This is a genomic window from Terriglobia bacterium, from assembly GCA_020072785.1.
GTDB lineage: Bacteria > Acidobacteriota > Terriglobia > Acidiferrales > UBA7541 > Acidiferrum.
The window spans coordinates 1-15,389 of the sequence record JAIQGG010000006.1 but is presented as its reverse complement, the minus strand read 5'-3'; the positions used below and the strand labels follow the sequence as shown (position 1 = coordinate 15,389).

General features: G+C 63.8%; 16 protein-coding genes. 12 read left to right on the top strand and 4 right to left on the bottom strand.

What is annotated here, in order from left to right; genetic code table 11:
- The first annotated feature begins 9 nt into the window (after nt 1-9).
- Nucleotides 10-534, top strand: coding sequence for a hypothetical protein (locus tag LAN61_13690; GenBank protein MBZ5541564.1), 525 nt, complete (start codon nt 10-12; stop codon nt 532-534).
- Between the two features lie 43 nt (nt 535-577).
- Nucleotides 578-2,323, top strand: coding sequence for an alpha-glucan family phosphorylase (gene glgP / locus LAN61_13685; GenBank protein MBZ5541563.1), 1,746 nt, complete (start codon nt 578-580; stop codon nt 2,321-2,323).
- Between the two features lie 245 nt (nt 2,324-2,568).
- On the opposite strand, the gene LAN61_13680 is transcribed toward glgP, so the two are convergent.
- Nucleotides 2,569-3,279 carry a Crp/Fnr family transcriptional regulator gene (locus tag LAN61_13680; GenBank protein MBZ5541562.1) on the bottom strand — a complete coding sequence of 237 codons (711 nt, stop codon included), beginning with the start codon at nt 3,277-3,279 and terminating at the stop codon, nt 2,569-2,571.
- Nucleotides 3,280-3,497: 218 nt separating this feature from the next.
- Here LAN61_13680 and LAN61_13675 point away from each other — a divergent pair, with 218 nt between their 5' ends.
- Genes LAN61_13675 through hypB form a run of 9 tightly spaced genes read left to right on the top strand, consistent with a single transcriptional unit; the run spans nt 3,498 to nt 11,225 of the window.
- Nucleotides 3,498-4,625 (top strand): hydrogenase small subunit, encoded by a 1,128-nt coding sequence (locus LAN61_13675; protein MBZ5541561.1) that lies wholly within the window; start codon nt 3,498-3,500, stop codon nt 4,623-4,625.
- Between the two features lie 9 nt (nt 4,626-4,634).
- Entirely contained in the window at nt 4,635-6,347 is a 1,713-nt protein-coding gene (locus tag LAN61_13670) for a nickel-dependent hydrogenase large subunit (protein MBZ5541560.1), read from the top strand.
- 45 nt (nt 6,348-6,392) lie between these two features.
- On the top strand, nt 6,393-7,127 hold the full coding sequence (gene cybH, locus LAN61_13665) for a Ni/Fe-hydrogenase, b-type cytochrome subunit (protein MBZ5541559.1): 735 nt from the start codon (nt 6,393-6,395) through the stop codon (nt 7,125-7,127).
- Nucleotides 7,128-7,138: 11 nt separating this feature from the next.
- Nucleotides 7,139-7,708, top strand: coding sequence for a hydrogenase maturation protease (locus tag LAN61_13660; protein ID MBZ5541558.1), 570 nt, complete (start codon nt 7,139-7,141; stop codon nt 7,706-7,708).
- A 59-nt stretch (nt 7,709-7,767) separates the two neighbouring features.
- A complete protein-coding gene (locus LAN61_13655; protein ID MBZ5541557.1) occupies nt 7,768-8,037 on the top strand; it encodes a HypC/HybG/HupF family hydrogenase formation chaperone in 270 nt (89 codons plus the stop codon).
- Nucleotides 8,034-9,131, top strand: a complete 1,098-nt coding sequence (hypD, locus tag LAN61_13650) for a hydrogenase formation protein HypD (protein ID MBZ5541556.1) — start codon at nt 8,034-8,036, stop codon at nt 9,129-9,131. Before LAN61_13655 ends, hypD begins: the two co-directional genes overlap by 4 nt.
- A 9-nt stretch (nt 9,132-9,140) precedes the next feature.
- Nucleotides 9,141-10,202 (top strand): hydrogenase expression/formation protein HypE, encoded by a 1,062-nt coding sequence (hypE, locus tag LAN61_13645; GenBank protein MBZ5541555.1) that lies wholly within the window; start codon nt 9,141-9,143, stop codon nt 10,200-10,202.
- Between the two features lie 4 nt (nt 10,203-10,206).
- Nucleotides 10,207-10,554 (top strand): hydrogenase maturation nickel metallochaperone HypA, encoded by a 348-nt coding sequence (locus LAN61_13640; GenBank protein ID MBZ5541554.1) that lies wholly within the window; start codon nt 10,207-10,209, stop codon nt 10,552-10,554.
- The gene (hypB, locus tag LAN61_13635) at nt 10,551-11,225 is read left to right on the top strand and encodes a hydrogenase nickel incorporation protein HypB (GenBank protein ID MBZ5541553.1); all 675 of its coding nucleotides are present in this window, start codon (nt 10,551-10,553) and stop codon (nt 11,223-11,225) included. Before LAN61_13640 ends, hypB begins: the two co-directional genes overlap by 4 nt.
- A 169-nt stretch (nt 11,226-11,394) precedes the next feature.
- On the opposite strand, the gene LAN61_13630 is transcribed toward hypB, so the two are convergent.
- Genes LAN61_13630 through LAN61_13620 form a run of 3 tightly spaced genes read right to left on the bottom strand, consistent with a single transcriptional unit; the run spans nt 11,395 to nt 14,331 of the window.
- The gene (locus tag LAN61_13630) at nt 11,395-12,795 is read right to left on the bottom strand and encodes an NAD(P)(+) transhydrogenase (Re/Si-specific) subunit beta (protein MBZ5541552.1); all 1,401 of its coding nucleotides are present in this window, start codon (nt 12,793-12,795) and stop codon (nt 11,395-11,397) included.
- A 7-nt stretch (nt 12,796-12,802) separates the two neighbouring features.
- Complete coding sequence (locus tag LAN61_13625) at nt 12,803-13,099, bottom strand: NAD(P) transhydrogenase subunit alpha (protein MBZ5541551.1); 297 nt, start codon at nt 13,097-13,099, stop codon at nt 12,803-12,805.
- A 53-nt stretch (nt 13,100-13,152) separates the two neighbouring features.
- Nucleotides 13,153-14,331, bottom strand: coding sequence for an NAD(P) transhydrogenase subunit alpha (locus LAN61_13620; GenBank protein ID MBZ5541550.1), 1,179 nt, complete (start codon nt 14,329-14,331; stop codon nt 13,153-13,155).
- 438 nt (nt 14,332-14,769) lie between these two features.
- Between LAN61_13620 and LAN61_13615 the strand changes: the two genes are divergently transcribed.
- Entirely contained in the window at nt 14,770-15,183 is a 414-nt protein-coding gene (locus tag LAN61_13615) for a hypothetical protein (GenBank protein ID MBZ5541549.1), read from the top strand.
- The last annotated feature ends 206 nt before the right edge of the window (nt 15,184-15,389 follow it).

Genomic DNA, 15,389 nt, shown 5'->3' with positions numbered 1-15,389 from the left:
GGAGAACTTATGAATTCCAAGTCTGAGTCGGAAGGAGAATCCCCCGGCAGAGGGGCCAAGGGCAAGCAAGAGAACGGGACGATCGCCACGGGACCGTCCGAAGGAGTGCCCGAGGCTCTCCGGGAATTTGTCGAGCGCTTCCGCGTCTGCTGGGAGGCTCTACCGGACTACTATTACGTAAAAAAAGAGAAGCGCCAAATCGGATTCACACTCGAGCTGGCGGGCACCCACGAGTCTGGGGTCGAACATCCACTGCCAGGCTGCCCGCATTGCCACAAGGTCCGAATGGCCTTGCAGGCAATCGCGGACTGGATCATTCCCAAAGAGAGGCGGGACTCCGGCTACGACATCGTTCCTTACGATCAGTCCATTCAATACGAAGCGGTGCGGAAGTTCCGCCCGGACGTCTCGCTGCGGATTCGGATACAACATCGGTCGGGGTTTGATCGTCCAGTGGACGCGTGCGAGGTGCGGTGCCTAAACGAGATGAAACAACGTCTGAAGGAACTCGGAGCCCGAGAAAAGAAGTGGTAGATCGATTGGCGGACCTGTGGGAGTGGCGAACCTGGAGGGAAGCATGCCGGAAACGAATCAGTCCAAAGTCGCCTATTTCTCGATGGAGATCGCGCTGGAGCCTGCGATCCCGACCTACAGCGGAGGTTTGGGCGTTTTGGCCGGGGACACTCTGCGCTCCGCTGCCGACCTCGGAGTGCCGATGGTCGGAGTAACCCTGGTACACCGCAGGGGCTACTTCCGCCAGCGGCTCGATGCGCGGGGCAATCAATTCGAAGAGGATGCCCAGTGGCAGCCGGAGGAGGTGCTCGAGGAAAGCAGCGCACGAGCTTCGGTGGAAATCGAAGGGAGAGAGGTTCATCTCCGGGGGTGGAAATACTCGATTCGGGGAATTTTAGGGCACGAGGTTCCAGTCTATCTGCTCGACTCCGACCTGGCAGAAAACACGCCGTGGGACAGAACTCTTACCGATCACCTCTATGGCGGTGATGTTCATTACCGGTTCTGCCAGGAAGCATTGCTCGGCATCGGCGGTGTGAGAATCCTGCGCGAACTCGGTTACACGCAAATCGGCAGCTACCACATGAATGAGGGGCATGCCGCCCTGCTCGCCCTGGGTCTCCTGGAGCAGCGACTCGGTAAATCCGAACTGGGCTCGGCCACTGAAGAGGATCTCGAAGCCATTCGCTCCCAGTGCATCTTCACCACGCACACGCCCGTACCCGCGGGCCATGACGAATTCCCGCGAGCGCTGATGCAGCAGGTCTTGGGAGCGCAGAGAATGCGGGTTCTGGAAGTAACGCGGTGCTGTCCCGAGGGCACGTTGAACATGACCAATCTGGCTCTCAAGTTTTCGCGTTACATCAACGGCGTGGCCATGCATCACGGGGAGATATCCCAGGAGATGTTCCCCCTGTATCCCATCCGCGCCATTACCAATGGAGTGCACGCGGTCACCTGGACGGCGCCGGCATTCCGCGAGCTCTACGACCGGCACATCCCCGAGTGGCGGCGGGACAATTTGTACCTCCGCTACGTTCGGGGAATCTCTCTCGATGAAATCCGCCAGGCGCATGCTTCCGCCAAACGTGCTTTGCTGCAAGAGATACAGAGCAAGACGCATGTCGAGATGGAGGAGAAGGCATTCACCATCGGTTTTGCCCGGCGCGCGGCAATATATAAGCGCCCGGAACTATTGCTCGCCAATGGGGCTCGTTTGCGGCGCATGTCCAAGGAGTATGGCCCTTTGCAGATCGTGTTCGGCGGGAAAGCCCATCCTCAGGATGCAAGCAGCAAAGAAATGATCCGGCATGTAATGGAGATGGCCGGATATCTGAAAGACGCCATCCGCTTTGTCTACGTCCAAGACTACGACATGCGATGGGCGCAGCTCATCACGAGCGGTGTGGACCTCTGGCTGAACACCCCTCGTAAACCACAGGAAGCTTCCGGCACAAGCGGCATGAAAGCCGCCCTAAACGGCGTGCCCAGCTTGAGTGTATTGGACGGTTGGTGGATCGAGGGACATGCAGAAGGAGCCACGGGATGGGCGATAGGCACGGACGATGAGCTCTACGAAGATTCTTCTGCGGAAGCCGCCTCGCTCTACGACAAACTCGAGCAGACGATCTTGCCGACGTTCTATGGGCGTCCTTCACATTTTGCAGAAATCATGCGTTCAACCATTGCGCTGAATGGCTCCTTCTTTAACTCCCAGCGAATGCTTTCTCAATATGTAGCGAATGCCTACTTCCGGGAGAAGGAGCAGAGCGGCTACAGAATGGACTCTGCGGGCCAGAAGGCAAGCTAGGACACGCCTGATGCAGGACTACAAGGTATTTAACACATCCATGCAACGCCGATTTCGAGGTAGGGTGGCGATCGCCGTGATTCTCCTGTAGGCCGGCGGAGGTTCTTTGAAATCAATTGCTTCCGTGACCGCGAAGCGGTCAACATCCACCACCAGACAAAGGCGTAAGGTTTCCTACCGTTCGGGCACGGAGCAATGGCGAGGCCTTCAAATAGGAGCGATCTTACGCGCCACCGGCAATCCAGCTAGGTGTTGACGAGGCTGGCCAGGGCCGTGGGATTGTGCACCAGCAGCGTGGAACCGTGGAGGGTGATGAGGCTTTCGCTGCCGAATTTGCTGAAGAGGCGATTGACGGTTTCCCGGGAGGAGCCGATGAGCTGGGCGATCTCTTCCTGGGTGATGTGGATTTCTACGCGGATGCCCTGGGGGGTCTCGTGGCCCTCGCTGGACCATTCCAGGAGCAGGCGGGCGAGCTTTTCCGCGGCGGTATGGGCCAGGCCGATGGAGCGCATCTGGTCGAAGGCGTCCTGGCAGCGGTCGCTCAACTGGCGGGCGGCTTTCAGGCAGGCATCGGCGTGGCGCTCGAGGAAGCGGAGGAATTCGGCCTGGGGGACGAAGGCCACCTGGGCGGGCTCCAGGACTTCCGCCGTGGCATCGTAGGGGCGGTTGGAGAGCGCAGCGTGCAGGCCGAGGACTTCGCCGCCGTCGGCGAAGCGCAGCAGGAGCATCTTGCCCTGCGAGGAGGTCATGTACAGCTTGGCGCGGCCCTGGCAGAGGAGGAAGATGCCGCGGGGCGCTTCACCCTCCATGAAGAGCAGCGAATGGGCGGGATAGGCCGCGGAGCGCTTGATGGACTCGAAATCGTCCATGGTGGCTTTGGGCAGGTCACAGAAGAAGGCGTTGGACTTTAGCTGGCACGCCCCACAATGCTCGGTAGATAAGGTACGGATGGGCACCGGAACAACTCCCTCCGACTGAACGCCGGCCGCTGAAGGTTACAGTACGGGGGGCGGCCCACCCGAGATACTGTCAGGATTCTACACCCTGAGTGACAGCCGTCACAGTATCTTCTAATGGCTTCCTGTTATGCCTCCCCCATTCCCGGGAAAGTGCGGGTACGATTCGGCCACTCCGCACCGGGCCCCGCAAGAGATCCAGCCTGCAGAGGTGACCTATGTTGCCGAGCGGACAAACGCTGGCCAAGCAACTGAAACAGCGCGGAGTGTCGCGCCGGAAGTTTCTGGAATTCTGCGGCGCGATGGTAGCGACGCTGGCGCTGCCGCCGCGCTACGTGGCGCAGGTGGCGGATGCGCTGGGCAAGGCGCGCAAGCCGGTGCTGGTGTGGCTGCAGTTCCAGGATTGCGCGGGAAACTCGGAGTCCATCCTGCGGTCGGGCGCGCCGACGGTGCTGGAAATAGTGCTGGACCTGCTCTCCTGGGAATATCACGAAATCATCATGGCCGGAGCGGGCAAGCAGGCCGAAGCGGCGTTGCAGCGCGTGGTGAAGGAAGAGAAGGGCAAATATCTGGTGGTGGTGGAGGGAGCGATCCCCAAGGGCGACGGCGGGGTGTACTGCTGCGTGGGCGGGCGCACGGCGCTGGACATCGCGACGGAGGTATGCCGGAGCGCAGCGGCGACGATCGCCGTGGGGGCCTGCGCGTGGGACGGCGGGCTAGTGGCGGCGCATCCGAATCCGACGGGCGCAGTAGGGCTGCATGAGGCGGTGCCGGGGCTGACGCAGATCAACATGCCGGGGTGCCCGCAGAATCCGGCGAACACCGCTGCGGTGCTGGTGCATTACCTGACGTTCGGGGAGCTGCCGGCGATGGATCAGTATCACCGGCCGCTGTTTGCGTATGGGCGCCTGATCCACGACCAGTGCGAGCGGCGCGCGCACTATGACGCAGGGCGCTACGTGGAAGAGTGGGGCGACGAGGGACATCGCAAGGGCTGGTGCCTGTACAAGATGGGTTGCAAGGGGCCAGTGGGCACCTTCAATTGCCCGAACGCGCGCTGGAACGACCAGACCAGCTGGCCGGTAAAGGCCGGGCACGGCTGCCTGGCGTGCGCTTCGCCGCGCTTCTGGGACACCAAGTCGCCGTTCTACGAGCGGCTGCCGAGCGTGCCGGGATTCGGCGTGGACGTCACCGCCGGGGAGATCGGGCTGGTGCTGACGGGGGCCGTGGCGGGGGCAACGATCGTGCACGGGATCGCCAGCGCTGTGCGCGACCGCAGACGGGGCTCCGCGGCTCCGCCGCCGGAAACACCTTCCAGCGAGAAAACCACCTCAGGCAAACCTTAGGAGGCGTACATGGCACGCATCGTAATTGACCCGGTAACGCGGATCGAGGGGCATCTGCGAATCGAGGCGCAGGTCGAGGGCGGCGCCGTGGCGGATGCCTGGAGCTCGGGAACGATGTTCCGCGGGATCGAGCTGATCCTGCAAGGGCGCGACCCGCGCGAGGCGTGGATCTGGACGCAGCGCATCTGCGGAGTGTGCACGACGGTGCACGCGCTGACCAGCGTGCGCGCGGTGGAGGACGCGCTGGGGATCGAGGTGCCGGACAATGCGCGGCTGATCCGCAACATCATCGGCTCGACGCAGACCATCCAGGACCACGTCATCCACTTCTACCACCTGCACGCGCTGGACTGGGTGGACGTGACGCTGGCGCTGAAGGCCGACCCGGGAAAGACGTCGCAGCTTGCGGAATCGATCTCGGCATGGCCAAAATCCAGCCGGGTGTACTTCAAGATGATCCAGGACCGGGTGAAGGCGCTGGTGGCCAGCAAACAGCTGAGCCTGTTTTCGAGCGGCTACTGGGGCCATCCGGCCTACAAGCTGCCGCCGGAAGCGAACCTGCTGGCGGTGGCGCACTACATCGAGGCGCTGGAGTTCCAGCGGGAGTTCATCCGCATTCATGCGGTGCTGGGCGGGAAGAACCCGCACCTGCAGACCTACCTGGTGGGCGGAATGTCCACGGCCATGGATCCCAACGAGCCGCACGCGCCGATCAACCCGGAGCGGATCGAGTTCGTGCGCGAGGCGGCCAAGGCCGCGCAGGCGTTTGTGGAGCAGGTGTACATCCCGGACGTGCTGGCGGTGGCGGGTTTCTACCGCGACTGGTTCCACTACGGAGAAGGACTGGGGAATTTCCTGGCGTACGGGGAATATCCGATGCACGGGGTGAAGGACGACCAGAGCTTCTTCCTGCCGCGCGGGGTGATCCTGAACCGCGACCTGTCCACGGTGCATCCGATGGACCCCAAGAACGTCAGCGAGTACGTGACGCATTCCTGGTACGACTACACGGGCGGGAACGACGCCGCGAAGCATCCCGCCGAGGGCGAGACCCGGCCGAACTACACGGGGCCGAAGCCGCCCTATGAGCAGCTAAACGTGGCGGAGAAATATTCCTGGCTGAAGGCGCCGCGCTACCAGGACCAGGCGATGGAGGTGGGGCCGTTGTCGCGGATGCTGGTGGCGTATGCGGCGGGGCACGCACAAGTGCGCGAGCTGGTGAACGGGGTGCTGGCCAAGCTGAACGCGCCGGCCACGGCGCTCTTTTCCACACTGGGGCGGATCGCGGCGCGGGCCATCGAGACGCAACTGCTAACGCGCGAGCTGCCCAAGTGGATCGATGAGCTGGACCGCAACCTGATGCATGGCAACCTGCGGGTGCACAACGGCGAGCGCTGGGACCCGGCGATATGGCCGAAGAACGCGCGGGGCTGGGGCTTCCACGAAGCGCCGCGCGGGGCGCTGGGCCACTGGGTGGAGATCGAGGACCGCAAGATCAAGAACTACCAGTGCGTGGTGCCGAGCACGTGGAACGCGGGGCCGCGCGACGCCAAGGGGCAGCGCGGAGCCTACGAGGCGGCGCTGCTGAAGACGCCGGTGGCCGACCCGGAGCGGCCGGTGGAGCTGCTGCGCACGATCCATTCCTTTGACCCGTGCCTGGCCTGCGCGGTGCACGTCACCGACGCGCGCGGGAAGCGCTATGCGGAAGTTCTGGCCCGCTGAGGCCCGCCGGGGGCCGGAGAGGCCCGGCAAAGAAGGAGGCCGACCATGAGTTTCATCCCCGTTCATTCCTGGGCCGAGGCCCGGACGGTGGATCCGACCCGCAAGTCGGTGCGTCTGTATGTGTGGCAACTGCCGGTGCGCATCTCGCACTGGGTGGCCGTGCTTTGCATAGCCGTGCTCTCCTTCACCGGCTACTACATGCACAATCCGTTCATCATCAGCCGGGGGGAAAACGCGTATCTGATGGGGACGATGCGCTTCATCCACCTGACAACGGCCTCTGTGTTCGTTGGCGCGTTTCTCCTGCGCATGTACTGGTTTCTCCACGGAAACAAATGGTCGCGCTGGAGCGCGTTCCTGCCGCTGAAGAGGAAACAGTGGCAGGGTATCGGCCACATGGTGAGCTACTACAGCTTCTTGCGCCGGGACTTGGTTCACGTCATCGGCCACAATGCCCTCGCCGCGGTCACCTATATGTTCATGTTCTTCCTGATGTTCGTGGAAATTCTGACCGGGCTGGCGCTCTACAGCATGACGCTGAGCAGTCCTCTGCTGACGGCGCTGATCGGGTGGCTACCGCGGCTGATTGACATCCAATACCTGCGCCTCACGCATTTCTGCGTTATGTTCGGGTTCTTCACGTTCGTGATCCACCATGTGTACAGCGCCGTTCTGGTTTCCTGGGAGGAGCGCAACGGGCTGATCGAGAGCATCTTCACCGGCTACAAATTCATGCCCGAGACGGAGCTGGAAGAACTCGGACAAAACGAAGTGAAATGATGCGCGAGACGATGTGTTTTCCAGGAGAAGGCAGCGACCGCACGCTGGTGCTGGGGCTGGGCAGCCTGATCCAGTCCGATGACGGCGCAGGCGTCTGCGCGCAGCAGCAGCTGGAAGCGAAGCTGGGAGGGTGCGCGCAGGTGGAGTTTCTGGAAGGCGGTACGAAGGGGCTGGAGCTGCTGCCGTATCTTCTGGGTGTGCGGCGGCTGCTGGTGCTCGATGCCGTGGATGTGGGCGCCACGGCGGGAGCGGTGATCCGCGTGGCTGGCGAGGAACTGCGCAGCCTGCCGGGCAACGGCAGCGCGCATGAGATGGCGCTGCCGGACCTGCTGATGGCGCTGCGCATGCTGGGAGAGGAGCCGCCGGAGGTGGTGTTGCTGGGCATCCAGCCAGCCACGACCAGGCTGGGCGCGGAGCTCTCCCCGGTGGTGGCCCGGGCGCTGCCGCTGCTGGTGGAAGCGGCGGGGAACGAACTGGCGCGCTGGGCAACAGTGATTCCCATAACCCGGGGAACCGGTACCGAATCGGTACTCGCTCCGGACGACGTACTCTGCGACCGCGAAGCGGTCGACATAACTTAAGACTTCCCTGCCCCACGGCCCGGTCTGCGGTGTAGAATCCGGGCAGGGGGCACGCTCTTATGTGTCTCGCTATACCTGGCAAAATCCTCGCTATTTCCGAAGACAATGGTGTGCGCGCGGGCCGCGTGGAATTTGGCGGCATCGTGCGCGCGGTGTGCCTGGACTACGTCCCCGAAGCGCAGTCCGGGGATTACGTCATGGTGCACGTGGGCTTCGCCATCAGCCAGGTGGACCGCGAAGAGGCCGAGCGCACCTACGCGCTATTGAACGAGATGGGCCTGCTCGCAGGTGAACTGCCGCCGGAAGAATCGCCGGGCGGGGCGTCATGAAATATCTCGACGAATACCGCGACGAGCGCATCGCGCTGGGCCTGGCGGAGCGCATCCGCGAGCGTGTGACGCAGCCCTGGGTGCTGATGGAGATCTGCGGCGGGCAGACGCACACGATCATGAAGTACGGCATCGACGATCTGCTGCCGCAGGGCGTGGAGTACGTGCACGGGCCGGGCTGCCCGGTGTGCGTGACGCCGCTGGAGACAATCGACAAGGCCATCGATCTGGCGTCGCGGCCCGGGGTGACGCTGGTGTCTTACGGAGACATGCTGCGCGTGCCGGGATCGCAGACCGACCTGTTCCAGGTGAAGGCTGCCGGCGGCGACGTGCGCATCGTCTATTCACCGCTGGAGGCGCTGAAGATCGCGCGGGGCAACCCCGAACGCCAGGTGGTGTTCCTGGCGATCGGTTTCGAGACGACGGCGCCGCCCAACGCTATGACGGTGTGGCAGGCGCAGCGCGAAGGGCTGGAGAATTTTTCCATGCTGGTGTCGCACGTGCTAGTGCCGCCGGCGGTGCGCTTGCTGCTGAATTCGCCGGGTAACCGCGTGCAGGGCTTCATCGCGCCGGGGCACGTGTGCACGGTGATGGGCTACCGGCAGTATGAGGAACTGGCGCGGGACTTCCGCGTACCCATCGTGGTGGGCGGGTTCGAGCCGGTGGACCTGCTGGAGGCCACGCTGCTGCTGGTGACGCAACTGGAGCAGGGCGAGGCCCGGGTCGAAAATCAGTACGCGCGGTCGGTCACGCGCGCGGGGAACGTGCCGGCGCAGGAGATGGTCGAGCGGGTCTTCGAGGTGGGCGACCAGAAGTGGCGCGGCATCGGCATTATCCCGCAGAGCGGGCTGCGGCTGCGCGCAGAGTTTGCGGCGCACGATGCGGACAAGCGCTTTGGCATCTCCGACGTGCACGTGGAAGAGCCGGCGGAATGCATCAGCGCGCTGGTGTTGCAAGGCATCCGCAAGCCGACCGACTGCCCGGCATTTGGCACGCGTTGCACGCCGGAAAAGCCGCTGGGCGCGCCGATGGTTTCCGCGGAGGGCGCCTGCGCGGCCTACTATCATTACCGGCGGCACCGGGTGGCAAGCTGAGCGGACCTCATGGCCGAGAAAAGTCCCACGGCGAACGGATTCTCCTGTCCCCTGCCACTGCCGGCGGGCGAGCGCATCCTGCTGGGCCATGGCAGCGGCGGAAAACTCAGCGCGGATTTGCTGCGCCAGCTGATTCTGCCCGCCTTTGGAAATGAAACCTTGCTGCGCATGGACGATCAGGCGGTGGTGCGGGTGAACGGCTCGCGCCTGGCCTTCACCACCGATTCGTTTGTGGTGAAGCCGCTGTTTTTCCCGGGCGGGGACATCGGCTCGCTGGCGGTGAACGGTACGGTGAACGATCTGGCGATGGGCGGCGCGCAGCCGCTGTGCCTGAGCATGGCCTTCATTCTGGAGGAAGGGCTGCCGCTGGAGACGCTGCGGCGGGTGGTGTGGTCCTGCCGGGAAGCGGCGCGGGCCGCGGGCGTGGAGATCGTGACGGGCGACACGAAAGTGGTGGAAAAAGGGAGCTGCGACGGGATGTTCGTAAACACCTCGGGGATCGGAGTGGTGCCGGAGGGCGTGAAGCTTTCCGCGGACCAGGCGCGGCCGGGCGACCGGGTGATCTTGAGCGGGCCGATCGGAGACCACGGCATCGCCATTCTGGCGCAGCGCGAGGGGATCGAGTTCGAGGGCGCGCTGGAGAGCGACAGCGCGCCGCTGCACAAACTGGTGGCGGCGATGCTGGCGTATGCGCCGGCGATCCGCTGCCTGCGCGACCCGACGCGCGGCGGGCTTTCCAGCACGTGCAACGAGATCGCGGCGCAGTCGCGCGCGGGGATGCTGCTGGAGGAGCGGACGATCGCGGTGCGCGACGCGGTGCGCGGAGCCTGCGAGATGCTGGGGCTGGACCCGCTGTACGTGGCGAACGAAGGCAAGCTGGTGGCCGTCGTGGACGCGGCGGCGGCGGAGAACATTCTGGAGGCGATGCGCGGGCACGCGCTGGGGCGCGAGGCGCAAATCATCGGCACGGTGACGGACGGGCCGCCCGGGCGGGTGCTGCTGCGCTCGCGGCTGGGCACCACGCGCATCGTGGATATGCTCGCGGGAGATCAACTGCCGCGCATCTGTTGAAGCCATGCACGAACTCGCGATTGCCAGCTCGGTCCTGGAAGCCGCGCGCACGGAGGCGGAAAAGCGTCCGGGAATGCGCCTGGCCAAGATCGTGGTGCGCATCGGGGATCTGGCCGGGGTGGACGCCGACTCGCTCGCCTTCTGCTACGAAGCGCTGGTGAAGGAGACCGACCTGGAGCGCTGCGCCCTGGAAATCGAGCGCGTCCCGCAGCGCAACGAGTGCCCGCGCTGCCGGCACAATTTCACGGTGGCCGATTTCGAAATCACCTGTCCGGCTTGTGGCTCCGTGGAGACACGCTTCGCCGGCGGCGACGAGCTGGAGCTGGCCTACCTGGAGATGGAGGACGCATGAACCTCGTGCCCATGGAAGGGAAAATCCTCAAGGAGAACGATCGCATCGCCGCGGAGCTGCGCGCGCGCTTCCAGGAGCATGGAATTCTGTGCCTGAACCTGGTGAGCTCGCCGGGGGCAGGCAAGACCAGCCTGCTGGAGCGCACGCTGGAATCGTTTGCGCCGGGCGAGCGGGTGGCGGTGCTGACCGGCGATATCCAGACAGACAACGACGCGGTGCGCCTGGCGCGCGCAGGATTTCCGGTGCAGCAGATCACCACCGGCGGCACCTGCCATCTCGATGCGCGGATGATCGAAAAGGCGCTGGCGGCGTGGAATCTCGAGGATCTCGACCTGCTGCTGATCGAAAACGTGGGTAACCTGGTGTGTCCGTCGAATTACGACCTGGGCGAAGCGGCCAAGGTGGTAGTGCTGAGCGTGGCCGAGGGCGAAGACAAGCCGCTGAAGTATCCGGCGATGTTCTTCCGCTCGGAGTTGCTGATCCTGAACAAAGTGGATCTACTGCCCCACGTGCCCTTCGACCTGCACCAGGCGCGAGCGAACGCGCAGCGCGTGCATCCGGGGATGGAGATCCTGGAAGTTTCCTCGCTGACCGGGGAGGGGCTGCCGCGCTGGCGCGACTGGCTGCAGGCGCGGCGCGCGGCGCTGCGGCGCAGCCTCGCCGCACCCTGAGAAGCTGCTCTTGCCCGCCGGCTGAGGCTGTGGAAAAAGGGCTTAAAAACAGGTGAAGCGGCTGCCCGCAGGCGGGCAAAGCATCGAAGACAAAAAGCCGGGCTCCCGACCAGGTCGGGATGAATTCCGCCCGGCACCTACAAAATCGATAGAAAAAAGAGTTTTTCCGCTAGCCGTGGGAGCTGCCACCGGCGAGTTCGCGGACGATGCTGCCGACGAAGGCTTTGGCGTCGCCGAAGAGCATCAGAGTGCGGTCGAGATAGTAGAGCGGGTTGTCAATGCCGGCGAAGCCCGGGCTCATGCTCCGCTTGATGACCATCACGGTGCGGGCCTTGTCCACGTCCAGGATGGGCATGCCGAAGATGGGGCTGGAGGCGTCGGTGCGCGCCGCGGGATTGGTGACGTCGTTAGCGCCAATCACCAGGGCCACGTCGGTCTGCGGAAAATCGGAGTTGATCTCGTCCATATCCAGCAGCTTGTCGTAGGGGATGTCCGCTTCGGCGAGCAGGACGTTCATGTGTCCGGGCATGCGGCCGGCCACGGGGTGGATGGCGAACTTTACGTCCACGCCGCGCTTGGTGAGGGCGTCGTAAAGCTCGCGAACTTTGTGCTGCGCCTGGGCCACGGCCATGCCGTAGCCCGGCACGATCACGACCTTGTTGGCGGCGGCCAGAATCTGCGCTGCTTCCTCGGCGGTGGCGCTGCGCACGGTCTTCTCTTCCGCCCCGACCGCGGCGGCCGGCTGCACCTGCCCGAAGGCTCCGAAAAGCACGTTGGTGAAGGAGCGGTTCATAGCCTTGGACATGATGACCGAGAGGATGAATCCGGAAGAGCCGTCCAGCGCGCCGGCGATGATCAGCAGCTTGCTGTTCAGGACGAAGCCCATAGCCGCGGCGGAAAGTCCGGCGTAGGAGTTCAAGAGCGAGATGACCGTGGGCATGTCCGCGCCGCCGATGGGGATGATCATGAGCACGCCGAAGACCAGGGGAATGCCGACCATGAACGGGAAGAACTGCTTCGCGCCGGGGTGCAGCACGAGATAGGCGGCAAGGCCGATGGAGACGGCGAGAAAGGAAAGGTTGACGAGATTCTGTCCCTTGTAGGTGATGGGTCGCTGCGGCAGGAGCTCCTGCAGCTTGCCAGCGGCCATCAGGCTGCCCGTGAAGGTGAGCGCGCCGAGAATCACTTCCAGGGAGAGCACGGACATCATGAAGCGCGGGACTTCGGGCGAGCGAAGATAGAACTCCGCCGTTCCGACCAAGGTGACGCAAAGGGCACCGAAGGCGTGGCTGAGGGCGGTTCGCTGCGGCACGGCGGTCATGTGCACCTTGCCGAGGGGGATGCCGATGATCGTGCCAAGCACGAGAGCGATGGCGATCCACTTGTAGTCCACGATGCCGTGGTGCAGGAGCGTGCCGCCGATGGCCAGGAGCATGCCGATTTCGCCGGCGCGGATGCCGCGGCGAGCGGTGGCCGGCGAAATCATCCACTTGAGAGAGAGGATGAAAAGGATGCTGGCGATAAGGTAGATGGCTTCGATGATGTGCGTGGTTGCGGGAAGGTTGATCATGGTCGGTTCAGGGCTTGTCCGGGCGGCTGGTCTTGAACATGCGCAGCATGCGGTCGGTAATCAGGAAGCCGCCGACGATGTTGCTGGTGGCGGCGACGATGGCGATGGTGCCGAGCACGGTGGAAAAGGTGGATTTGTGCTCGCCGACGAGGACGATGGCGCCGACGACGGCGATGGCGTCCAGGGCGTTGGTGAGCGACATCAGTGGGGTGTGCAGCAGCGGGGAGATGCGCCGGATAATTTCGAATCCGATGAAACCCGCCAGCATGAACACGAAAAGCCCGTCAATGAGATTCGACGACATCCATCCTCCTGCGGAGCACGCTCCGCCACTTCGATTCCCGGGGCCTGGCCGCGCTACACGGCTCCCTGCGGAGCCAGCGCGGGCAGGGCATAGGATTCGCGCACGCGCGCGTTGACCACTTCCCCGCCGCGAGTCAGCAGCGTTTCGCGGACGATCTCGTCTTGCAGGTTGAGCTGCAGCTTGCCGTCCTTGACCAGGTGCAGCAGGAAGGCGCTGACGTTGCGCGCGTACATCTGGCTGGCATGGTAGGGGACGCCACTGGCCATGTTGATCCGGCCAATGATAGTGACGCCGTAGCGCACGGCGATTTCGCCGGGCACGGTCAGCTCGCAGTTGCCGCCGCGTTCCGCGGCCAGATCGAGAATCACCGAGCCGGGAGCCATGCCCTTGACCATCGCTTCGGTCACCAGCACCGGAGATTTCTTGCCGGGGATGACCGCCGCGGTGATGACCACGTCGCTCTCGCTAACCACGCGGCCGAGCAGCTCGCGCTGGCGGTTGTAAAAGCTTTCGTCCTGAGCGCGCGCATAGCCGCGCGCGTCCTGGGCGTCCTTGGCTTCGATGGGCAGCTCGACGAAGCGCCCGCCGAGGCTCTGCACCTGCTCTTTGGCGGCGGGGCGCAGATCGTAGGCGGAGGCCACGGCGCCGAGACGGCGAGCGGTGGCGATGGCCTGCAATCCGGCAACGCCGGCGCCGATGACCAGAACGCGGGCGGGGGTGATGGTGCCCGCGGCGGTGGTCAGCATGGGGAAGATGCGGGGCAGAGTGTCGGCGGCGAGGAGCACCGCCTTGTAGCCGCAAATCGTGGCCATGGAGGAGAGCGCGTCCATGCTCTGCGCGCGCGTGGTGCGTGGCATCAGCTCCACGGAGAAAGAGGTGACGCGGGTAGCGGCAATCTGCTGGACGATGTCCAGCGAGCCGAGGGGCCGCAGGAATCCGACGAGAATGTGCTCGCGGCGCAACAGAGGCAGATCGGCCTTGCCGGTGACGTCGTTGGAGCCGTAGCAGAGGACCTGCACAATAATGCCGGCTCCAGAAAAGACAGCCGCGCGGTCGGGGGCAATCTTCGCGCCCTTTTCCACATAATGGGCGTCCGGATAACCCGCTTCCACGCCCGCACCCATCTCGATGAGGACTTCAAAGCCCGCCTTGACCAGGCCGGGGATCACCATGGGAACCAGCGCCACGCGCCGTTCCCCGGGATAACTCTCTCTTGGAACCCCGACAATCACTCGATTATCTTCCTTTCTGCCTGTGCTGGCGGCGCCACGGCTCTGAAACCGGCCACCGGCACGGAAACTCCCGCCGGCAAAGCACTTCCTGGGTCTTGCCACGGCAGAGCGCGACCGCCTGCCTCAAATGCAACGACAGCTGTAACGGCGGAATCTACCGGTGTTCCCAAGCCTCGAGAGGCATCAACTCCAGTGTTCTGAATGTCGACCGCTTTGCGGTCGCACAATACAAGGATGCCACTCTCCCGGATGGGCTCCCAGACGCCCTCCATTTTAACTACAATCCCAGGAAAATCCAGCCGCGCACCGGTCAAGAGTTCCCGCGGGAGGGAATGTGCATTGTGCAGGAAGCACCAACAGGCAGTGATGTGATGGCGGTCACAGCGCAACGTGATTCTTGCGCTATAGAATAACTGTGCTGAAAACGGCGCGTTGTTTATGACCGGGAACACTCAAGACCTGCTGCAGGTTCTGCGCGCAGAACAGGACTTCCTCGAACGAGGCGGCTACCGCACACCGCGCAGCCGCTGGAGACCTCAATTTATCTTTGAAGATTCTCCGACGTGTCTCAATTACGGGGATCCCACGCGTTCGAAACCGTGCAAGGACTGCGCGCTGATGCAGTTGGTGCCGCTCGACCGGCAGCAGATGCAATTTCCCTGCCGTTTTATCCCGCTCAACGACAAGGATGAAACAGTGGATTCGTTTTACCGCTATGCAACGCCGCAGGAACTCGAGGAAGCCGTCGGCAAGTGGTTGCGTGCCACGATTCAGAATCTGGAAGCCAAGCGGACGGCCGGGGAATTCCCTCCCCCGGAAAACAGCAAACAAGCAGCTTCCGGGCGTATCTGAGGGGCATGCGCCGTGGGTGCAAGGGGCCAGTATGTTTTCCTATTGCGCGAATCCGAAATGCGCTCTCCCGTTTGACTACCACTTGGGCGGAGAATTCTTTCGCTTTGCTCACGATCATCCCGATGCCGACACGGCCGAGCACACCCACGGGGTGATCCACTTCTGGCTGTGCCGCCATTGTTGCCAGTTCTACACGCTGGAATATA